General features: G+C 63.4%; 21 protein-coding genes and 2 pseudogenes. 6 read left to right on the top strand and 17 right to left on the bottom strand.

Translation table 11 applies throughout. From position 1 onward, the window contains the following. Positions 1 to 30: 30 nt before the first annotated feature. The 7 genes and pseudogenes from RPMA_RS25285 to RPMA_RS25255 all read right to left on the bottom strand — a co-directional run bounded on the left by RPMA_RS25285 (position 31) and on the right by RPMA_RS25255 (position 5412). Positions 31 to 956 (bottom strand): annotated as a pseudogene (locus tag RPMA_RS25285) (metal ABC transporter substrate-binding protein). Next, positions 956 to 1825, bottom strand: a complete 870-nt coding sequence (locus RPMA_RS25280) for a metal ABC transporter permease (RefSeq protein WP_211910391.1) — start codon at positions 1823 to 1825, stop codon at positions 956 to 958. Before RPMA_RS25280 ends, RPMA_RS25285 begins: the two are co-directional and overlap by 1 nt. A gap of 2 nt (positions 1826 to 1827) precedes the next feature. Further along, on the bottom strand, positions 1828 to 2586 hold the full coding sequence (locus tag RPMA_RS25275) for a metal ABC transporter ATP-binding protein (RefSeq protein ID WP_211910390.1): 759 nt from the start codon (positions 2584 to 2586) through the stop codon (positions 1828 to 1830). Continuing rightward, complete coding sequence (locus RPMA_RS25270; RefSeq protein ID WP_211910389.1) at positions 2583 to 2804, bottom strand: hypothetical protein; 222 nt, start codon at positions 2802 to 2804, stop codon at positions 2583 to 2585. Before RPMA_RS25270 ends, RPMA_RS25275 begins: the two co-directional genes overlap by 4 nt. 103 nt (positions 2805 to 2907) lie before the next feature. Further along, positions 2908 to 3282: a fluoride efflux transporter CrcB gene (crcB, locus tag RPMA_RS25265; protein ID WP_211910388.1), complete on the bottom strand. Its 375-nt coding sequence runs from the start codon at positions 3280 to 3282 to the stop codon at positions 2908 to 2910. A gap of 197 nt (positions 3283 to 3479) precedes the next feature. Beyond that, positions 3480 to 4082: a superoxide dismutase gene (locus RPMA_RS25260; protein ID WP_211910387.1), complete on the bottom strand. Its 603-nt coding sequence runs from the start codon at positions 4080 to 4082 to the stop codon at positions 3480 to 3482. Between the two features lie 88 nt (positions 4083 to 4170). Next, a complete protein-coding gene (locus tag RPMA_RS25255; RefSeq protein WP_211910386.1) occupies positions 4171 to 5412 on the bottom strand; it encodes an MFS transporter in 1242 nt (413 codons plus the stop codon). Positions 5413 to 5527: 115 nt separating this feature from the next. Between RPMA_RS25255 and RPMA_RS25250 the strand changes: the two genes are divergently transcribed. Continuing rightward, positions 5528 to 6052: a GNAT family N-acetyltransferase gene (locus RPMA_RS25250; protein ID WP_211910385.1), complete on the top strand. Its 525-nt coding sequence runs from the start codon at positions 5528 to 5530 to the stop codon at positions 6050 to 6052. A gap of 130 nt (positions 6053 to 6182) precedes the next feature. Then, entirely contained in the window at positions 6183 to 6623 is a 441-nt protein-coding gene (locus tag RPMA_RS25245) for a DUF2147 domain-containing protein (RefSeq protein ID WP_211910384.1), read from the top strand. Here the strand turns inward: RPMA_RS25245 and RPMA_RS25240 are convergent, their stop codons facing one another. Together RPMA_RS25240 and RPMA_RS25235 are read right to left on the bottom strand one after the other, a co-directional pair. Continuing rightward, on the bottom strand, positions 6624 to 7772 hold the full coding sequence (locus RPMA_RS25240) for a DUF3095 domain-containing protein (protein ID WP_211910383.1): 1149 nt from the start codon (positions 7770 to 7772) through the stop codon (positions 6624 to 6626). 113 nt (positions 7773 to 7885) lie between these two features. Then, positions 7886 to 9136 (bottom strand): aminopeptidase, encoded by a 1251-nt coding sequence (locus tag RPMA_RS25235; protein ID WP_211910382.1) that lies wholly within the window; start codon positions 9134 to 9136, stop codon positions 7886 to 7888. Between the two features lie 170 nt (positions 9137 to 9306). Here RPMA_RS25235 and RPMA_RS25230 point away from each other — a divergent pair, with 170 nt between their 5' ends. Then, on the top strand, positions 9307 to 10200 hold the full coding sequence (locus tag RPMA_RS25230; protein ID WP_211910381.1) for a YihY/virulence factor BrkB family protein: 894 nt from the start codon (positions 9307 to 9309) through the stop codon (positions 10198 to 10200). Here the strand turns inward: RPMA_RS25230 and RPMA_RS25225 are convergent. The 3 genes from RPMA_RS25225 to RPMA_RS25215 form a co-directional block, all read right to left on the bottom strand. Further along, positions 10124 to 11380: an ATP-binding protein gene (locus tag RPMA_RS25225; protein ID WP_211910380.1), complete on the bottom strand. Its 1257-nt coding sequence runs from the start codon at positions 11378 to 11380 to the stop codon at positions 10124 to 10126. The two genes, RPMA_RS25230 and RPMA_RS25225, sit on opposite strands and share 77 nt — an antisense overlap. A 95-nt stretch (positions 11381 to 11475) precedes the next feature. Beyond that, a complete protein-coding gene (gluQRS, locus tag RPMA_RS25220; protein ID WP_211910379.1) occupies positions 11476 to 12363 on the bottom strand; it encodes a tRNA glutamyl-Q(34) synthetase GluQRS in 888 nt (295 codons plus the stop codon). Positions 12364 to 12497: 134 nt separating this feature from the next. Continuing rightward, positions 12498 to 13085, bottom strand: coding sequence for a L,D-transpeptidase (locus tag RPMA_RS25215; protein WP_456243462.1), 588 nt, complete (start codon positions 13083 to 13085; stop codon positions 12498 to 12500). A gap of 545 nt (positions 13086 to 13630) precedes the next feature. Between RPMA_RS25215 and RPMA_RS25210 the strand changes: the two genes are divergently transcribed. From RPMA_RS25210 to RPMA_RS25200, 3 genes are all read left to right on the top strand, one after another. Next, positions 13631 to 14518 (top strand): cation diffusion facilitator family transporter, encoded by an 888-nt coding sequence (locus tag RPMA_RS25210; RefSeq protein ID WP_211910377.1) that lies wholly within the window; start codon positions 13631 to 13633, stop codon positions 14516 to 14518. A gap of 69 nt (positions 14519 to 14587) precedes the next feature. After that, positions 14588 to 15304 (top strand): MgtC/SapB family protein, encoded by a 717-nt coding sequence (locus RPMA_RS25205; RefSeq protein ID WP_211910376.1) that lies wholly within the window; start codon positions 14588 to 14590, stop codon positions 15302 to 15304. Positions 15305 to 15363: 59 nt separating this feature from the next. Continuing rightward, a complete protein-coding gene (locus RPMA_RS25200; protein ID WP_211910375.1) occupies positions 15364 to 15699 on the top strand; it encodes a hypothetical protein in 336 nt (111 codons plus the stop codon). Between the two features lie 21 nt (positions 15700 to 15720). Here RPMA_RS25200 and RPMA_RS25195 read toward each other — a convergent pair whose 3' ends face one another. The 5 genes and pseudogenes from RPMA_RS25195 to RPMA_RS25175 form a co-directional block, all read right to left on the bottom strand. Continuing rightward, the gene (locus RPMA_RS25195) at positions 15721 to 16233 is read right to left on the bottom strand and encodes a MaoC family dehydratase (RefSeq protein ID WP_211910374.1); all 513 of its coding nucleotides are present in this window, start codon (positions 16231 to 16233) and stop codon (positions 15721 to 15723) included. A gap of 168 nt (positions 16234 to 16401) precedes the next feature. Continuing rightward, on the bottom strand, positions 16402 to 17850 hold the full coding sequence (locus RPMA_RS25190) for a homospermidine synthase (protein ID WP_211910373.1): 1449 nt from the start codon (positions 17848 to 17850) through the stop codon (positions 16402 to 16404). Positions 17851 to 17932: 82 nt separating this feature from the next. Next, the gene (locus tag RPMA_RS25185) at positions 17933 to 18322 is read right to left on the bottom strand and encodes a RidA family protein (RefSeq protein ID WP_211910372.1); all 390 of its coding nucleotides are present in this window, start codon (positions 18320 to 18322) and stop codon (positions 17933 to 17935) included. A gap of 54 nt (positions 18323 to 18376) precedes the next feature. Continuing rightward, positions 18377 to 18966: pseudogene (locus RPMA_RS28455) on the bottom strand (GNAT family N-acetyltransferase). Between the two features lie 214 nt (positions 18967 to 19180). Next, on the bottom strand, positions 19181 to 20323 hold the full coding sequence (locus RPMA_RS25175; protein ID WP_211910371.1) for a type III PLP-dependent enzyme: 1143 nt from the start codon (positions 20321 to 20323) through the stop codon (positions 19181 to 19183). Positions 20324 to 21002 lie beyond the last annotated feature (679 nt).

Below are 21002 nucleotides of genomic sequence, written 5' to 3'. Positions count from 1 at the left end.
CTCCTCAGGATGAGGGCTGTGCCGGCGCGGCTATGGGGTCAGCGCGCCCGCCAGCGTCTTTATATTGTGCCTGACCATGGCAATGTAAGTGGGGGCATCGCCGTTTTCGGCGGTCAGGCTGTCCGAATACAGCGTTCCGCCGATCTTTGCACCGGTCTCCGCGGCGATCCGGCGGATCAAACGGGGATCGCTCACATTTTCCAGAAACACGGCCGGGATTTTCGTCTTGCGGATCTGGGTGATGATGCGGGCGACATCGCGCGCCGACGCCTCGGATTCCGTGGAGACACCCTGCGGCGCCACGAACTGGACGCCATAGGCGCCTGAGAAATAGCCGAAGGCGTCATGGGTCGAGATCACTTTGCGCTGGGCCTCGGGATATTGGCCACCGCGGCCCTCACATCGCTTTCCAGCACCAGCAGTTTGTCGAGATAGGCTTCGGCATTGGCTTTGTAGATCTCGGCCCCTTCAGGGTCGGCCTTGGCCAGGGCATTGCGGATGTTGCGCACATAGATGCCGGCATTGGCGATCGATTGCCAGGCATGCGGATCGTCGTGACCGTGGTCATGCTTGCCGCCATGGTCATGATCCCCTACTGCCTCGCGCGGCTTGATGCCCTCGGTGGCTGTCACGATGGTCGCCGTGCCGCCGGCGGACTTCACCAGCCGCGGCAGCCAGCCCTCGAAGCCGAGGCCATTGACGAAGACGAGCTTGGCGGAGGTGATGGTTTTCGCGTCGGCTGGCGTCGGTGTGTAAACATGCGCATCGCCATTGGGGCCGACCAGCGTGGTCACGGCGACGCGCTCGCCGCCGACTGTGCGCACGAAGTCACCCAGGATGGAGAAGCTGGCGACGACATTTATCTTGTCCTGCGACCAGGACGGCGCGGTCGACGAGACGAGCAGAAGAATGGCGCCGAAGGCTGCGCCAAAGGAATTACGCAAGGAGATCACCATCAAGCCTCAAGATGTCGGCCCGGAAACAGCTGCCTGAGCAGTCCGGACACGCTGCCGAAGAATAACGAGAACACATACAGACCCGCCGCCACGAGGATGATCGCAGGGCCGGACGGCACCTTGGTCTGGAACGAGAGCACGAGGCCGCCATAGCCGGAGATCATCGCGCTCGCGACGGAGATCATCATCATCCCGGTGATGTCGCGCGACCAGAACCGCGCAATGCCGGCGGGCAAGATCATCAGACCGACCGCAAGCAGCGTGCCGAGTGCGTGAAAGCCGTTGACGAGGTTGACGACGACCAGTGCGAGAAACGCCAGATGCGCGGGCGCGCCAGCGCGCGAGACGGTGCGCAGGAAAACGGGATCGACGCATTCGATCACCAGCGGGCGATAGATCACGGCCATCACCGCGAGCGTGATCGTCGCATTGAAGGCGATCACCAGCAGCGTCTGGTCATCAAGCGCGAGAATATTGCCGAACAGCACATGCAGCAGGTCGATATTGGTGCCGCGCATGGAAACGATGGTGACGCCGACCGCGAGCGAGACGAGATAGAACGCCGCGAGCGAGGCGTCTTCCTTGATCACGGTGACGCGCGAGACGAGGCCCGCGAGCAATGCCACCGAGAAGCCGGCGATCAATCCGCCAAACGTCATCGCGAACAGATTGAGGCCCGAGAACAAAAAGCCGATGGCAGCACCGGGCAGGATCGCATGCGCCATGGCGTCGCCGACAAGGCTCATCCGCCGCAGCATCAGGAACACGCCGATCGGCGCGCCGCCAAGCGCCAGAGCAACCACGCCGGCCAATGCACGGCGCATGAATTCGAACTCGATGAAAGGCGCGATCAGCGCGTCGTAAAGCATGATCAGGCCGCCTGCGATCGCTCGTGATCGGCCACGCAGGTGCCGGCAGTGTCGTCGAACGCCTCGCACATGCGGCGCGCCTCGACGAGATTGTCGGAGGTCAGCACCTCAGCGGTCTTTCCCCACGCCACCGCGCCGCGCGCGAGCAGCAGCGTTTGCGGGAAATAGGCGCGCACCATCTCCATGTCGTGCAAGGCCGCCAGCACCGTGCGCTGCTCGCCATGCCAGCGCTGCACCAGCGCTATCAGGTCCATCGTCGTCTTGGCATCGATGGCGTTGAACGGCTCGTCGAGCACGATGACGTCGGCGTCCTGCAGCAGTACGCGGGCAAATAGCATGCGCTGCATCTGGCCGCCGGACAGCGTACCGATATTGCGGTTCTCGAAGCCGTTGAGGCCGACGGCGGCCAGCGCCTGCGCGATCTGCTCGCGCGCCTTTTTGCCGAGCCCGCCAAAAATGCCGGTGGTGCGCCACAGGCCGGTGCCGACGAAATCGAACACCGAGATCGGGAAAGAGCGGTCGATATCGGCGCTCTGCGGCAGATAGGCGATATCGCGCTGCTTGATGCCGCCCAGCGTGATCTTGCCCGACAGCGGCTTGAGGATGCCGACAATGCCGCGAAACAGCGTGGACTTGCCGGCGCCGTTCGGGCCGACCACGGCGAGCAGCGCCCCCTGGGTCACATCGCCATTGAGGTGATGCACGGCCGGGTGGCGGTCATAGCCGAGGGTGACGTCGCGAAAACCGAGTTGCGCCGTCATGACGGCCTCATCGCCAGCAGAACCACCGCCCAGAGCCCAGCGGAGACCGCCAGCGCGGCCGCGAGCCGGCCGGGCAGCGACATGCGCAGGATCGACCACGGCGATGGCTGGGCCGGATGCGGGCTTGCGGGATCATGGCTGTGATGGGCATGGCCATGCGCGTGACCATGCTGATGGTCATGGTTGTGCGAATGATCGTGGGAATGCGTCTGCGCCATAGCGGGCCGGAACCGTGCATGGCCAAAAAGGCCAATGAAAACAAGGCGCCGAAGGCGCCGCATTTCCAATCTATGTTACACTATAACGTAACGCAAGCCGCGGTCAGGCGAAGTGGCGCACCAGGGCCAGGCCCGCGAACAGGCCTGCGATGGACAGGACCACGGAGCCCAGCACATAGGCCAAAGCGAGCCCGAGTTCGCCGCGCTCATAGAGGAGCGCTGCATCGAGCGAGAACGCCGAGAACGTGGTGTAGCCGCCCAGAATGCCGGTCATCAGGAACAGCCGCCAGGGCTGCGAGGCCTCGCCCTTGAAGGCCAGATAGCCGGCGATCAGGCCCATCACGGTGGAGCCGGAGATGTTGATGATGAACGTGCCCCACGGAAAGCCGGGGGCCATGCAACGGGCGCAGGTGAGATTGATCACATGGCGCAAGGTTGCGCCGAGACCACCACCGATGAAGACCAGTGCGTATTGCATATTGGTAGACTGCTTTGCTCGACCACAACTCTTCGTCATTGCGAGCGTAGCGAAGCAATCCAGAAGGCCGCAAGCGAAGACTGGATTGCTTCGTCGCTATGCTCCTCGCAATGACGGCTAAAACAGCCGTTCACAAGCAAAAAAGAGCGGCAGCTTGCGCCACCGCCCTTCCTTCGCGCTGTGACGTGCAGCGACGATCAGACGCCGGCCTTGCCGTACAACTCGTCCACGTAATCCCAGTTGACGAGGTGATCGACGAACGCCTTGAGATAGTCGGGGCGACGGTTGCGGTAGTCGATGTAGTAGGAGTGCTCCCAGACATCGACGCCGAGGATCGGGGTCGCGCCGTGCACCAGCGGGCTTTCGCCATTGGCGGTCTTGGAGATTTCCAGCTTGCCGTTCTTGACGGAGAGCCAGGCCCAGCCCGAACCGAACTGGCCGACACCGGCGGCGGCGAAATCGGTCTTGAACTTTTCGAGACCGCCGAGATCCTCGGTGATTTTCTTTTCCAGGCGGCCCGGCAGCTTGGCACCGCCGCCATTCGGCTTCATCCAGTTCCAGAAGTGGAGGTGGTTATAGTGCTGGCCGGCATTGTTGAAGAGCGCTGCGTTCTTGCCGAACGAGCCCTTCACGATCTCTTCGAGCGATTTGCCCTCGAATTCGGTGCCCTTCAGCAGGTTGTTGCCGTTGGTCACGTAAGCCTGATGGTGCTTATCGTGATGGAATTCCAGCGTTTCCTTCGACATATGGGGCGCGAGCGCGTCATAGGCGTAGGGCAGATCGGGAAGCGAGAAGGTCATGGGGTCAAGGTCCACGTTAATGGGAGAGTTGGCTTAACGGGAACCTTTATAGAAGGTTCCCGTTCTCTCGCCCACCCTCTCATTTCCATTAGACCGCGCTCGGCACCACCGACGGGACGGCATCGCGTCGCACCGGCGGCTTCACATTCATCAGCATCTGGAAGCATCCGGCGATCAGGCCGATGATCACGGCAAATTGCCATGCGCGGTCGTAATTGCCGAGTTGCGCGAAAATGATGCCGCCGCCCCAGGCGCCCAAAAATGAGCCGGCCTGATGGCTGAGGAAGGCGATGCCGGTCAGCGTCGCCATGAAGCGCAGGCCGAACAGTTGCGCGACAAGGCCATTCACCAGCGGCACGACGCCGAGCCACAGCGAGCCGAGGACCGCGGCGAACACCAGCGTCGTGGTCGGCGTCGCCGGGAAATAGAAATAGGCGGCAAGCGCGAATGATCGCGCGATGTAAATTCCGCCGAGCAAAATCTGCTTCGGATAACGGCCGCCGAGCCAGCCGAAGGCGTAGGAGCCGAACACGTTGAACAGGCCCACCATCGCCAGCGCGGTGGCGCCGAGCGACGGATCCAGGCCGCAGGTGGCGAGATAATTTGGCAGATGCGTGGTGATGAAAACGAGCTGCAGGCCGCAGACGAAGAACGACAGCGACAGCACGATATAGCCGGAATGGCCGAGCGCGGATTGCACGACCTCGCCGAGCGACTGTGGGAGTTCGTCGCTGGGCGCGCGCTCGATCTGGTCGGATTGGCCGGCGAACAGGGCCGCCGGGATCATGACGGCGGAGAGGCCGAGGAAGCCGATCAGAGCCACCTGCCAGCCGGCCGTCGAGATCAGCGTCTGCGCCAGCGGGGAGGCGATCACGAGGCCGAGCGACCCGGCGGCCGAGACGGCGCCCATGGTGACGCTGCGCTTGGCGGCGGAGACCGAGCGCGAGGCAACGGTCATCGTCATGCTCGAGGCCGTGCAGGACAGCGCCAGGCCCACGCACAGGCCGGCGCCCAGCGTGAAATAAAGCGGCGTGGTCGCGAACAGCATGAACAGCAGGCCGGCGGCATAGATCAGGACGCCTGACAGCATCACCCAGCGGGTGCCGAATCGATCGGCGATGGCGCCGACGAAAGGCTGCGAAATGCCCCAGATCACATTCTGCAAAGCCGTGGCCAGCGAGAAATCGGCGGTGGTGATGGCGGTGTCGCGCAGGATCGAGGGCTGAAACAGCCCGAAGCTCTGGCGCATGCCCATGGCGAGGCTGAGCAGGGTCGCGGCACCAGCCAAAATCGCCCAGCGCTGATACTTGGTAAGCTCCGCCTCGGTCATTCCCCAGCCCTTTGAAATCCTAGAAGATTATTCTCACATAAGCATCGGATTCGATAAGTTTCTACCCATCCGGCGCTCTATAAGGCTGCACCGGACGCAGGGGTCATCAGCGGAAATGAGTATCGAAATTGAAATCGTGACGGGCGACCCGGCATGGCCGCGCGTAAAGCCACTGTTCGACCTCGTCTGGCCTCCGGAGACCGTCGCGCAACTGCCGTGGGCGGGTGTGGAATTTGCCCACCCGGATCTGCGGGTCATCGTCGAGGTCGACGAGCTGCCGGTCTGCCATGTCAGCCTCTATCGCCGCGAAGGCATCTGGCGTGACCGCCCGATCCGCATCGGCGGCATCGGCGGCGTGCTCACGCATCCCTCCTTCCGCAAGCAGGGCCTCGCCAGCGTGGCCCTCGACGCAGCCTTGCACACGCTGCGCGATGAAAGGTCGAACGATTTTGCCTTGCTGTTCTGCGCGAGTGAGATGACCGGCTTCTACACCAGCCGCAACTGGAAGCCCTATATGGGCGAGGTTTTCGCCGAACAGCGCGGCGCGCGGGTCCGTTTCGACGCGATGCAGCCGCTGGTCTACTATCTCAAGCGCGCGCCGCATGAGGGGGAACTGGATCTGCGCGGATTGCCGTGGTGAGACCGCCGCGCCTCATTGCGATCAAATCTCGCTAATTGCGACAATTTCGCTTTACCCTAGCGTCTCACGCGCATTGCGCGAATCCGGCGTCTTGCTCTATGCAGGCCGCCTGATCGAAGGAGACATCCGCATGACAATCCGCACTGCCGTCATGGCCGCATTGCTGGGCGCCGCGCTGACCGGCTCCGCTGTCGCACAGTCCGGTGGCGATGTCGGCGGCGTCTGGCAGACCCAGGCCGGCGACGCCAATGTGCGCGTCAGCAAATGCGGCACGCAGCTGTGCGGCGTCATTGTGTCCCTCCGCGACAAGATCGATCCGCGCACCGGTCAGCCGGCAATCGACGACAAGAACCCCGATCCGAAACTGGCCACGCGGTCGATGATCGGCGTGCATCTGTTCTTCGGCATGAAGCCGACCGGTGCCAATACGTGGTCGGGCCAGATCTACAATGCCGACGACGGCAAATACTATGCGAGCAATGTCGCGCTGATGGGGCCGGGCACGCTGAAGGTCGAAGGTTGCGTCGGTGCGCTCTGCGGCGGCGAGAACTGGTCGCGCGTCAGCCGCTGATCAGGACATCGCCTTCAGCGCGGTGGCCGCGGATGCATAGCCGCCGCGGGCGCCATCGATGAAATGGACGTGATCGCTGCGCAGTGCTGATGGCGTGAAGCAGGTCATCATCGCGGCATCCTGCCGATGCAGGCCATAGCGCAGGATGCCTTGCGATGCCGCTTTGGCCAGACGGTCGGCAAGCTCGCGCTCCAGCTCCGGCGTGCAATCCAGGATCATCCGAAGTCCGTCGTCATACTTTCGGAAATCTGAATTCTCGACCAGTTGCCGCACATAGATCTGTGGGACAAAGCCGGCGCAGCTGATGCCGAAGCGTATCAGCAGATACGCAAACAGCGTCCGGGTCATCACCCAGAGCCGGAACGAGGCCAGCGAGCGCGCACCGCGCCCGGCGCGGACTTCGAGCCCCATGCCCTGCGGTGGCCATGAGATGCCAGGCCCTTGCGCAGGGACCGGCCGCGCCGCCTCGGGACTTCGTTCGACCAGCGCGATGACATCCTCGATCACGCGGCGAAACGCGGACGGGTCATCTGATGATCTGGGCGCGATCAACACGGACAGGATCAGGCCGCGTGCGGACGGCATTTCCTCGAAGCGGCACGAGAGCCCCGACAAATCGGGATAGCTGCCGCCCGGCGCCGGTGTCACCGCGTAGTCGCCGCGCTTCATGGCTGCCTCCGCCCAGCCGAGGCCGCCGCCATCGAACATCGCGTAGGACACGTTTTTCGATGGGCCGAAACGCGCGACGCGCACATCGCGTCCCGCGGCACGAATATCCGCCAGCGGCACCAGCGCCACGCGCATGCTGAGATCGAGATCGGCTTGCACCCATGTCGCGGTCGCGGCGAGGGCGTCGCGGGCGCGATCGAGATCATCGGGAGAGACGGCAAAGCTGGCGCCGTCGCCGCCGAAGACGAACGGGAATTCGTGCCCATCGAGCGCGTTGGTGATGGCGGCAATCACGGCCGCGCCGGCCATGTTGACCGTCTTGTAGCGACGGTCAGCGATTGCCTTGGTGGAATCGACGATATCGGCGACGCCGATGAACCAGCCGTCGGGCAGCGGCGCATATAGCGCCGGGTCCATCAACCGCCCGAAGTCGTAGAACACAGGAATCGTGGGGTAGAACGCGCGACCTTCGATGGGCATTTGCGAACAAATCCTGCGACGAGCTTGCGAGACCTCAGCGATTGCGAAGAGACGGGGGAGGGCAACACGGCTGACGTCAAAGCCGTGTCATCTTCCCATCGACACGTGTTAGCTTACGCCCATTCGCCCTTGCGGAAGACCGGTACCTTGCGGCCATCGGGATGGATGCCGTCGATATCGATCTCGCCGGAGCCGATCATCCAGTCGATATGAATGAAGCTCTTGTTGCCGCCCTGCGCTGCGATCTGTTCGGGCGTGAGCTTGTCGCCGCCGACGAAACACTTCGAATAGCACTGGCCGAGCGCGATGTGGCAGGCAGCGTTCTCGTCGAACAGCGTGTTGTAGAACAGCAGCCCGCTTGCGGAGATCGGCGACGAATGCGGCACCAGCGCCACCTCGCCGAGGCGGCGCGCGCCTTCGTCGGTGTCGAGCACCTTGTTGAGCACCGCTTCGCCGCGCGAGGCCTTGGCCTCGACGATCTTGCCCTCTTCGAAACGCACCGCGATGTCCTCGATCAGCGTGCCCTGATAGGACAGCGGCTTGGTGGAGCGGACATGGCCGGAGACCCGCGCCGCATGCGGCGTGGTGAAGACTTCTTCGGTCGGGATATTGGCGTTGCAGACGATGCCGTTCTTTGCCGTCGAGGCGCCGCCTTCCCATTCGTGGCCATCGGCGAGACCGACGGTAAGGTCAGTGCCGGGGCCGGTGAAATGCAGCGCGTGGAAGCGCTGGCCGTTCAGCCAGTCGGTGCGGGTGCGCAGCGCGGCGTTGTGCTTGGTCCAGGCTGCGATGGGATCGGCACTATCGACGCGCGAGGCGGCGAAGATCGCGTCGGCCAGCTTGGTGACAGCGACATCGTCATCCTCGCCGGGGAACACCTGCCGGGCCCAGGACAGCGTGGGATAAGCGATGATGTTCCAGTTGATGTCGAAGCCAGCGATCTTCTGCAGCGCCGGCTGATAGGCGATGGAATTTGCCTTGCTGGCGCGCGCGACCTTCGCCGGGTCTTCATTGGACAGCAGCATCGGATTGTCGCCGACCACGGCGAGGCGCGCGGTGTTGTTGCCAAGCGCTTTCGCCATGCCTTCATACAGCCAGTCGGCGGCGCGATCGAACGAGACGTCATGGCCGTGGCGATAGCGGGCCAGCGTCATTTCCTCGTCGGAGAAAAACGGCGTAACGAGGCCGGCGCCGGCCTTGTAGGCGTGCTCGGCAATCTTGCGCACCAGCGGCAGCGCTGCGGCCGGGCCCGTCAGTAACAGATCCTGCCCGGGCGCCAGCTGCAGCCCCACCTTGACGGCGACTTCGGCTAGCCGGTCAAGCTTGGCGGGATCGATGGTGGTCGGGCGCTGGTGAATGGTCATGCGGGGCCTGTTCGATAGGTGATCGGTGACCGCGAATGTAGGAAATGCGGCGGTGATTTGCCACCGGCGGTGCGCAACAGCGTTTATGCAACGTTCTGGCTTTTGCGCGTTATATATCCGAAGCTCGCACACGGCCGGCCGATTTGGCGAAGCCGCTGACCAGGTGGACTGTGAGGCAGATACGCATCGCCTTCGATATCGGCCTCGACGCCTTTTACCGTTTTCTTGCCGACGACGGCTGGGCGATTGCCAGCCATATCGCGCTGTCCACGCTGATGGCGCTGTTTCCGTTCCTGATCGTGCTGGCGTCTCTCGCTGGCTTCTTCGGCTCCAAGGATCTCGCCGACCAGGCGGTGAACCTGCTGCTGGAAATCTGGCCGGACCAGGTGGCCGGCGCATTGTCGGCACAGATCCACGATGTGCTGACGACGACGCGCGGCGATGCGCTGACCATCGGTCTCGTCCTCGCCGTCTATTTCGCCTCCAACGGCGTCGAGAGTCTGCGTGTCGCGCTGAACCGTGCCTATTCGGTGGTCGAGCCGCGGCGCTGGTATTGGCTGCGGCTGGAATCCATCGGCTATACGCTGATCGCCGCGGTGACGGCGCTGCTGCTCGCGTTCCTGATCGTGCTCGGCCCGCTGGTGCTGGAAATCGTGCGGCGCTATGTGCCACTCGTGATCGAGAACAATGAGCGGCTGCTGACCTTCGCCCGTTACGGCATCACCATCGTTGCCATGATCATCGCGCTGGTGATCTTGCATACATGGCTGCCGGCGGGGCGACGGACGCTGGTGCAGATCATGCCCGGCATCGTGTTCACGATGCTGGCCTCGCTGGCCTCGGGCATCGGCTTCGGCCTCTATCTCGCGCGCTTCGCCACCAATTACGTGACGATGTATGCGGGGCTTGCCTCGGTGATCATCGCGCTGGTGTTCCTGTATTTTATTTCCGCGATCTTCGTGTTCGGCGGTGCACTGAACGCGGCGATCATTCGCTGGCAACTGCCGGACGGCGTTTCGCAGCAAGAAGCGCAGTCGCTAGAGCCCGCGGAGAAACCGGCTTGATCAGGAACGCGTCGGCGCCGGCCTGACGCGCCGCCGCTTCATCCTGGTTGCGGCCGGATACGCCGATGATCTTGATGCGATTGCCCGGGCGTTTCAATCCGCGGATCTCCCGGATGGCATCGATGCCGGTCATGCCGGGCAAGACCATGTCCATCAACACGGCATCGAAGCCGCCATCGGCAATACGCGCGGCCGCATCCTCGCCGCGGCCGATGAATTCGGCATGGTGGCCGAGTTCGGTCAGGATGGCCTTGAGGACCACGCGGCCATAGGGATTGTCCTCGACACTGAGAATGCGCAGCGAGTGCAGAGACTCAGGGTTCTTTGCATCGGCTGTAGCGGCGATGTCGCCTGTCACTTTATCCAGTGCAACCGTCAGGCTGAACGTCGTGCCGCCGCGGGCGCGTGATGTCGCCGTGACGTCGCCGCCCATGGCGCGCGCCAATTGCTTGACCGAGAACAGGCCGAGCCCCGCGCCACCAAAGCGTGCGGCGATCGACACATTGGCCTGGGAAAACGGGCGGAACAGCTTCTTGATCTCGGTCGGCGTCAATCCGATGCCGCTATCGGAGACGGCAAACGAGACGCCGACTTTTCCGGCCATGCGGACGGGCGCCACTTTCAACGCGACAGCGCCTTGATCGGTGAACTTCACTGCATTGTCGATCAGGTTTTCCAGCGCTGCGCGCAACCGCACGGGGTCGCCGATTGCGAAGTTCGGCAGCTTCTCCGAGATGGAAACGGTGGCCAGCAAACCTTTCGCCGTCGCGCGGCCGGCGAGGGCATCGCCGATCCCGCGCGCAAGGGCCCGCAGATCGAAGAAATCGTGGCGTAGATCGAGACCGGAGGTCTGGCTGCGCGCGGCATCGACGAACAGCGTTGCCAGGCCGGCGAGGTGTTCCGCGCCGGTCTTGATCGTCTCGGCCCAACGACGCTCGCGCTCGGGAAGCTCGGATGTGGCAAGCAGGTCGCTTACGGCCAGAATGCCGGTCAGCGGCGTGCGCACCTCATGGGCGAACATCGCCAGCACGTGTTCGACGATGGCGTCCGGGCGCGTGGATGCACGCGCGCGTGGCTGACGCGCTGCTGTCTTGGCTGCGCGACCGCGAACCGTCTTCTGCTTTGCAACTGTCGTGCTGCGCTTCCGCGGTGGCCGCGGCGAGCGCGGTGGGCGCGCCATGTGATGCTCTTCGATCTCCACAGACACCATGCCATGGCGATGCGGGCGGAGTCACGCTGCAGACGCGGATCGTATCGAACGGTTTCGTGCGACTATTATGCTGTGGTCGTCAGCCCAACCAGACGCCGGATATCGGCAGGCGTCACGCCCTGGCTGCGCAGCTCTCGCAGACTGGTGGAGCCGGCGGATTTGGCCAGTTTGGCGCCGACATCATCCTGCAACAGCCGATGGTGTTGATAAACAGGCGACGGCAGGCCGAGAAGCTGCTGCAGCAGGCGGTGAACGCTGGTGGACCAGAACAGGTCCTGCCCGCGCACGACGGTGGTGACGCCTTGCAGCGCGTCGTCGATCACCACCGACAGGTGGTAGCTGGTCGGCACTTCCTTGCGGGCAAGGATCACGTCGCCCCAGGCTTCCGGGTGCGCCGTCACGGTGCCGGTCTCGCTGTCCGATCCGCGACCGTCCTCCTGCCAGGTCAGCGGGCCGCTGCGCATGAGCGCCGCGGCCATGTCGAGCCGGAGCGCCACCGGTGCGCCCGACTGCTTGAAGGCGGCGACATCATCGTCGGATAGCGACCTAGCATGGCCGGGATAGATCGGTGCGCCATCGGGATCGCGCGGCCACGGGCCTTTTGCCTCTTCGGCGGCGACCAGCCGCGCAATCTCGGTCCGACTTTCGAAACTCGGATAAAGCAATCCCATCGCTGTCAGCCGGTCGCATGCATCGACATAGGCGTCGAGATGCTCCGACTGGCGCCGCACTGGTGTTTCCCATTGGATGCCGAGCCAGGCGAGGTCGTCATAGATCGCCTGCTCATAGTCAGGCCGGCAGCGCGTGACATCGATGTCCTCGATGCGCAGTAGCAGCCTGCCGCCGGTCTGCCGGGCCAGGTCGAAATTCAGCAAAGCCGAATAGGCGTGGCCGAGATGCAGATAGCCATTCGGGCTGGGAGCGAAACGGAAGACGGGTTGCGCGGAATGCATTGGCGGGTGGTCTGTTCAGGCGCAGGAGGCGCGTCAGACTCATACCATATTCGCGACAGGACGTTGTTGCGACGAGGTCCGTCGCGGCGGCGGTCTGACAAGACGCGCCGCCTGAAGGTCACGTGATCGGTTTCTCAGGATTCGGCAGCCCGGCCGCTCTGGATCACCACCACGCGGCTGCCGATCTTGACGCGGTTATACAGGTCGATCACGTCCTGGTTCATCAGGCGGATGCAGCCGCTGGAGACGGCGGTGCCGATGGTCTCGGGCTCCGTGGTGCCGTGAATGCGGAACATGGTGTCGCGGTCGCCCTGATAGAGATACATCGCGCGCGGACCGAGCGGGTTTTCCAAACCGCCGACCATGCCGCCGGCGAGGTGGCGATAACGCGCCGGCTCGCGATTCATCATGTTCTCGGTCGGGCTCCAATGCGGCCACTCCGCCTTGCGCTTGATGGTGGCGCTGCCGGCGAATGCGAGGCCGGCTTTGCCGACGCCGATGCCGTAGCGCATCGCTTTGCCATCACCCTCGACGAGATAGAGATGACGGGCGGCGGTATCGACCACGACGGTGCCGACAGGCTCGCGTGTGCGATAGTCGACGCGCTGGCGCAGCATCGCGGGATTGATGCCGGACACATCGATCGCCGGGAGTGAATGTGCGCCGTCATTGAGCGCAGCGTAGTTGGCCGACGAACCGCCGAAGCCTGCCGGGGACATCATCCCGCCGCCGGCGCAACCGGCCAGAAGAGCGGACAACATCAAAGCCGTTGCGAAGCGCAGTCCGCGTGATCCAACCAAACCAGTCATTCCCATTCCTTGTTGCAGCCGCCGCAACCGAGGCGACTGTTATGTCATACATGCGTGGTCGCGCATGTCAGGCTCAAGAGAACGTCATCCGGTACGGAACAAGCGTGGCTGTTGTGGTTGGGCCACAGTCGCGATCGCAGCAGGGTAACCTCAGGCTGCATGCCATGCGGTGCGGCCGAGAAACGCGTGTGGACCGTGTGGCAGGATGTCGCCACCGGTGATGGGTGACAAAGGCATCCTGCGATGCACGCGTCGCGAAGCGTTTCGCACAGCACGGGAGCGTCCAAGGCATCGTATCGAAGACATTGGTAGAGGCGTGCGCGCCAGCGAAATCCAGCAGTGTTGCGCATTATAATGCGAAGCAGTTGCAGCTGGTTTCTGCGGCTTGCGTCGATGCGGATGGCGGTCTAGAGGACACAGCCGCGCGGCCGTCGCGCCCCCTTCACACGAGTTCTCAAATGACAAGCGTTCGCAGTCTTGCGCAAGGCAGCATCGCCGTTGGCTTGCTCGTGCTCGGGCTGAAATATGTCGCTTATCACCTGACCGGCAGCGTTGCGCTGTTGTCGGATGCGATCGAGAGCATCGTCAATGTGGTGACGGCGCTCGTCGCCTTCCTCGCTATCAGTTTCAGCGCGAAGCCCGCGGATGATGAGCATCCCTATGGGCACCACAAAGCTGAATATTTCTCCGCGGTGCTGGAAGGCGTCCTGATCGTGCTCGCTGCGATCCTGATCTTGCGCGAGGCCTATTTCAGCTATCTCGAACCGCGCAAGCTGGAAACGCCCTGGCTGGGTCTTGCAGCCAATGGCGCGGCCACCGTCATCAATGCCGGCTGGGCCTGGCTGCTCATCAAGCAGGGACGCGCCCGGCGTTCGCCAGCGCTCCTGGCGGATGGCCGCCATCTGATGACCGATGTCTGGTCGTCGGTCGGTGTGCTTGGCGGCGTGATCGTTGCCGCGATATCGGGAATCACCATTCTCGATCCCATTCTGGCTGCGTTGGTCGCGCTCAACATCCTGTGGGCCGGATGGGGGCTGATGAAGGAATCATTGAGCGGCCTGATGGACGAGGCGATTGAGCCGGCCATGCTCGCCACCATCAAGCAAACCATCTCGACCCATGCCGATGGCGCCATCGAGGCGCATGACCTGCGTACCCGGCGCGCCGGCAGCATGACCTTCATCGACTTTCATCTGGTGGTGGCGGGGACGACGACGGTGAGCGCGGCCCATGACATCTGCGACAATCTCGAACAGGCGATCCGCGACAAGGTCGGTGAGGCGCTGATCACGATCCATGTGGAGCCCGACGACAAGGCCAAGCATTCCGGCATCGTGGTCCTGTAGTCCGGGGCGGTTGGGGCCGCTCCGAACGATCTGTCATATCCCCGTCATTTGCTGTACGCATGAAGCATCATGCGCTTCCTGACCACATTCCAGACGCTGGATTTTTTCGACACGCTGCTGAGCCTTGCGGCGGCGTTCGTGCTGGGCACGCTGATCGGTGCCGAGCGGCAATATCGCCAGCGCACGGCCGGCTTGCGCACCAATGTGCTGGTGGCGGTGAGCGCGGCGGCGTTCGTCGATCTTGCCATGAAGCTCGATGGTTCGGGTGGAGCGGTACGTGTGATCGCCTATGTGGTGTCCGGCATCGGCTTTCTGGGCGCCGGCGTGATCATGAAAGAGGGCACCAATGTCCGCGGCCTCAACACCGCCGCGACATTGTGGAGTTCGGCTGCGGTCGGCTCCTGCGCCGGCGCGGACATGATCGCGCAGGCCATGGCGCTGACGGTGTTCGTGCTGGCAGGCAACACATTGCTGCGGCCGCTGGTCAATGCGATCAATCGCACCCCGCTGGACGCGCAATCCTCGGAAGTCACGTATTACGTTCGCCTCACAGTGGTGCCGGATGCCGTGTCGGAGATGCGCGAGAAGCTGCAGGACGCACTGGAAGCGGCGAAATATCCCGTCGGCGATGTCGAGGTGAACGAGCTGAGCGAGACCCAGCGCGAGATCGTCGCCACGCTGGTCTCGACCGCGGTGGATCCGAAAGAGCTCGATGCGGTTCTGGTCAGGCTCGAAGCGCATCCCGGCGTGCGCAACGCCACCTGGGATTCCAGCACCAAGGAGTAAGGCTGGAACTTTTGGGCCCGTGCATCCGTTGTCCCGGAAATCAGATTGCGGTGGATGCCATGACCTCGATGAAATCGCGCCTGTCCGGACAACGCGTCGTTATCGCTGTTGCGGCGATCCTTGCCGGCAGCAGCATCTCAAGCTCCGCAATGGCGCGTCTGACCTTGAATCCACCACCTGACCGTTTGGCTCAAGCGACCCAGCCCTTGCAGTCTACGCCCGGTGCCGCGAACAAACCCGCAGCGCCTGCAGAACCGGGCACAACGGGGCAGCGTCCGCATGATACACCGCCGCAACCTGCGCGGCCGGATGCCGACGCCAGGGACGCCGGCGCAAAACCCGCGCTGCCGCCGGCTCCCGCCGAGAAGACCGCGCCGCCGATCAACCAGAAATAAGGATCGGTATGGCGGACGCGATCAGTCGCTGTTCGGGTCGATCATCGCAACGATGATCCAGTGTGCTTCGAGTGCGGGCTTCTTGATGCCCTCGACCTCGATCACGGTGTCCCAGGCTGACTGAATGGAGACCGCGCGTTCCGTCAAACCGACGAGACGGAATTTGCCGCGGACGCGTGCGCCAGCCTTTACGGGGCTATTGAAGCGCACGCGGTCGAAGCCGTAATTGACGCCCATGCGAGAATGCTCCACGCCGGGCATCGCGTCGAACCCCAGCGTTGAGAGCAGCGAGAGCGTCAGGAAACCATGCGCGATGGTGCCACCGAAAGGTGTCGCCTTGGCGCGTTCGGGATCTACGTGAATGAACTGATAGTCGAGGGTGGCGTGTGCGAAGGTGTCGATCATGGATTGATCGACAACTACCCAATCCGATACGAGCTCATCGCCATTCAGGAGCTTCCGATATTCGGCGAGCGGAATGAGTTTTGCGCGGATGGCTTCGAGCTGCGCGGTGGCTCGTTCTGCGTTTGACACCGTGTTGGGCCCTCGAAAGCGTTCGTGTTCTCGGGCCGCCGGGCGAACCGCACACGCTACGTCCTAACACGGATCGGCTGGAAAAGAGTAGGGCGGACAAGCCGATAGCCCGTCCGCCTTAAGAAGGGGTGGCGGATGACGCGTTGTTCGTCCGCCCCACAGGTTCCGTTACCAGCCCTGAACCAGGATGTTCTTGAACTGCCAGGGATCAGAGGTGTCCAGCTCTTCCGGGAACAGGCCCGGGCGGCCTTCCAGCGGGGTCCAGTCGGTGTAGTAGCCCTTCACCGGACCGAGATAAGGCGTCTGGATTTCCAGCAGGCGATCGAAATCCATCTCGTCGGCTTCGACGATGCCTTCCTTCGGATTTTCCAGCGCCCACACCATGCCGCCGAGCACGGCGGAGGTCACCTGAAGCGCCGTGGCGTTCTGGTATGGCGCGAGCTTGCGGGTCTCCTCGATGGAGAGCTGCGAGCCGTACCAGTAGGCATTGTTGTCGTGACCGAACAGCAGCACACCGAGTTCGTCGATGCCGTCGACGATTTCGTCCTCTTCGAGGATGTGGTGCTTCTCCTGCATCTTCGCCGCGCGGCCGAACATTTCGTGCAGCGACAGCACGGCATCGTCGGCGGGGTGATAGGCGTAGTGGCAGGTCGGGCGATAGACAGCGTTGCCCGAGGCATCGCGCACCGTGAAGTAGTCCGAGATCGAGATCGACTCGTTATGCGTGACCAGGAAGCCGTATTGCGCGCCGCGGGTTGGGCACCAGGTGCGCACGCGCGTGTTGGCGCCGGGCTGCATCAGATAGATCGCAGCGCCGCAGCCGGCTTCGTGGGTCTTGGCGTTTTCCGGCATCCACTTCTCGTGGGTGCCCCAGCCGAGTTCGGACGGCTGCACGCCTTCCGACAGGAAGCCTTCGACGGACCAGGTGTTGACGAAGACATCCGGCTCTTTCGGATTCTTCGAGCGCTGGGTGTCGCGTTCGGCGATGTGGATGCCCTTGATGCCGGCCTGGCGCATCAGGTCGGCCCATTCGGCCTTGGTCTTCGGCTTCGGCGCATTGAGCTTGAGGTCGGACGCGACGTTCAGCAGCGCCTGCTTGACGAAGAACGACACCATGCCGGGATTGGCGCCGCAGCAGGACACAGCCGTGGTCGAGCCGGGCGGACGTGCACGCTTGGCGGCCAGCGTGTTCTCACGCAGCGCATAGTTCGAGCGCGCTTCCGGGCCCTTGGTGGAATCGAAATAGAAGCCGAGCCACGGCTCGTTCACGGTGTCGATATAGAGAACACCGAGTTCGTTGCAGAGCTCCATGATGTCGGTGGAGCCGGTATCGACCGAGAGATTGACGCAGAAGCCCTGGCCGCCGCCTTCAGTGAGCAGCGGGGTCAGGAGTTCGCGGTAGTTCTCCTTGGTCACGCCCTGCTGGATGAAGCGCACGCCCTGCTTCTCGCAATGCGCCTTGCGGCCCTCGTCCTTGGGATCGAGCACGGTGACGCGCGACTTGTCATAGTCGAGGTGGCGCTCGATCATCGGCAGCGTGCCTTTGCCGATCGAGCCGAAGCCAACCATGACGATGGGGCCGGTGATCTTCGCGTAGATCTGCGAGGGAATGGACATCAGCTAGAAACTCCAAGGACTGAACAGACGTGCTGAACGGATGGACGGGAACGGCTCCGCCGTTCGCGGAGCCTTGGGTGGATTAGTTCGAAGAACGCTTTGCCGTCACTTCGACTTCGACTTTCATCTCCGGCTTGTAAAGGCCGGCGACCACGAGCAACGTCGCGGCCGGGCGGATCTCGCCGAGATGCTCACCAGTCACCGTGAACACCTTGTCGGCGTCAGCAGCGTCGGTGATGTAATAGACCGCGCGCACGATGTCGGCCATGGCGAACCCGGCCTCTTTCAGCGCGCTTGCAATGGTCTTGAAGCAGTTCTGTGTCTGCGCCGTGACATCGGCGGGCAGGGTCATGGTGGTGTAGTCGTAACCGGTGGTGCCGGCAACGAAGCAGAAATCGCCATCGACCACCGCGCGGCTGTAACCGGCAGTTTTCTCGAATGGTGACCCTGTGGAAATCAGTTTTCGCGTCATTGCCGGGCTCTCCTGCAGAGGTGAGCCCCGCAATGCCGTGTCTGGAACGTCAAATCAAGCCGCGAGGGCCAATGGCTGGAACCCGGGCGCAGTGCTGCGGACCCGCTTACCGCTCGGCAGGATGATGCCGCGGGCACGGTCCAGCGCATCGGGCTTCAGTTCGAGCCCCAGCAGACGCTCGCGCTCGAACGGGCCGGGCAGGGCCAGCGTGTCCATCCGCTCCGGCGTGAAGCCGAAGCGGGCGTAATAGGGCGCGTCGCCCAGCAGCAGGATGGCGCCGTGGCCGCGCGCCGTTGCCTCAGCGATCGCATGCTTCATGAGCGCAGCGCCGATGCCGAACGCGCGCAACGCGGGATCGACGGCCAGGGGCCGAGCATGAGTGCTGCTCGGCCCCCGGCATCGACATGCCAAAGCCTGATCGTGCCGACCAACTGGCCCTGATAGTCCACCGAGAAGGCGAGGCCTTCTGCGGGCAGTCGTCCGTCGCGCAGTCGCTGGCAGGTGCGGGCATGGCGCGAGGCGCCAAAGCACACATCCAGCAGGGATTCACGGGCGGCGATGTCGGAGCCGGTTTCCGCGCGGATCACGAACGGAGTGGCTGCGATGGTCGGGGCGATAGTGTTGGTCTCGTGCAGATCGGTCATGGCATGTGTCCCCACTCCGCTCGTGGCGGAGTGTTGTCATCCAGAATTGGAAAGGTGACGGGATGAGAGAGTCGGTAGGCCGGCTCTTTCTTTCTTCTCCCTCTCCCGCTCTTGCGGGGAGGGCCGGGTGGGGGCTGCCACAAGCTCAAGAGCGTGTGGCTTCCCCCACCCGGCGCTTTGCGCCACCCTCCCCGCAAGCGGGAGAGGGAAGAAACTAAATATGATACGTCCGCAGCGGCGGGATGCCGTTGAAGGCAACCGCCGAATAGGTCGAGGTATATGCGCCCGTGCCTTCGATCAGCAGCTTGTCGCCGATCTCCAGCGTGACGGGCAGCGGATACGGCGCCTTCTCATACAGCACGTCGGCCGAATCGCAGGTCGGGCCGGCGAGCACGCAGGGCGCCATCTCCGCGCCGTCATGACGGGTGCGGATCGCGTAGCGGATCGACTCGTCCATCGTCTCGGCGAGACCGCCGAACTTGCCGATGTCGAGATAGACCCAGCGATTGTCGTCCTCGTCGCTCTTCTTCGAGATCAGCACGACCTCGGTCTCGATGATGCCGGCGTTACCCACCATGCCGCGGCCCGGCTCGATGATCGTTTCCGGAATCGCGTTGCCGAAATGCTTACGCAGCGCACGGAAGATCGAGCGTCCGTATTGCAGCACGGGCGGCACGTCCTTCAGATACTTGGTCGGGAAGCCGCCACCCATATTGACGAGGGTGAGGTTGATGCCGCGCTCGGCGCAGTCGCGGAACACCGACGATGCCATCGCCAGCGCGCGGTCCCACGCCTTCACCTTGCGCTGCTGCGAGCCGACATGGAACGAGATGCCGACCGGCTCGAGGCCAAGGCGCTTGGCGAGATCGAGCACGTCGACGGCCATTTCCGGATCGCAGCCGAATTTGCGCGACAGCGGCCACTCGGCGCCGGCGCAATCATAGAGGATGCGGCAGAACACCTTTGCGCCCGGCGCGACGCGCGCGACCTTCTCGACTTCCGGCGCGCAGTCGACGGCGAACATGCGGATACCCAGCGTGAAGGCGCGCGCGATGTCGCGCTCCTTCTTGATGGTGTTGCCATAGGAGATGCGGTCCGGCGTGGCGCCAGCGGCGAGCGCCATTTCGATTTCGGCGACAGTCGCGCAGTCGAAGCACGAGCCCATCGATGCGAGCAGGGACAGCACTTCCGGTGCCGGGTTGGCCTTCACTGCGTAGAACACGCGGGAGTCCGGCAGCGCCTTCGCAAAAGTCTGGAAGTTGTCGCGCACGACGTCGAGATCGACGACCAGGCACGGCTCGGTATCGAGACCTTCGCTGCGGCGGGCGCGGAGGAATTCCTGGATACGTTCGGTCATAGCACTCTCCCAACGCCCTCCGCGACAGAGGGACGCTCATAGCAAGATGCGTCGGATCGAAGCTCTTCGGCGGCGTCACGCGATGGAGGCGGACGAGCCAAAACGCTCAGATCAAACTGTGCTGCCGTGGATTGGTTGGGAGATTTCCCGCCCGCACACCTGGCAATGAAGGACAAGCCTTTTCAGTAGCCCGCGCCGGCGTTGGAATGCCGGTAGAGACCAAAAAAGCCCGCTCCGTCGTTGCTTTAAGTCGCGTCCCCCGTTGAGAGCGGGGTGCGCCGGTTCGCCTCCGGCTGCCAGTCACGGTTGCAAAGAGCAAAGTCGCCTTCATCAAGGCATCCCTGGAGAGAGATGCTGGCCTCTCGCAATATCTCCAGAAGAGATTTTCGAGCGACCCTCGGCTTCTTCGCCCCTTGGCGGCTGTCCGGCCTCTTGTCCGGATACCTACCGACTGACACACGACCACAGGCACGTGCGAAATTGGGCAAGACCGCAAATAAGTTCTTTGGCCCCCACCGCAACAAGTTTTTTGGGCTGAGAGGCAATTTTTGCGACGCGATCTCGCGGCGTTGCAAACAGGACGCAGTGATAGCAGCGAAGATGAACGATCGTTAACGGCGCGAAGTGCGTTCTCCGCTAGCCGGCTAGCGGTTTGCGACGATTCCTTGGCGGTGATGTG

It is taken from the genome of Tardiphaga alba (assembly GCF_018279705.1).
Classification (GTDB): domain Bacteria; phylum Pseudomonadota; class Alphaproteobacteria; order Rhizobiales; family Xanthobacteraceae; genus Tardiphaga; species Tardiphaga alba.
Note: the sequence above shows the minus strand (reverse complement) of the source record. Positions and strands in the feature narration are given on the sequence as shown.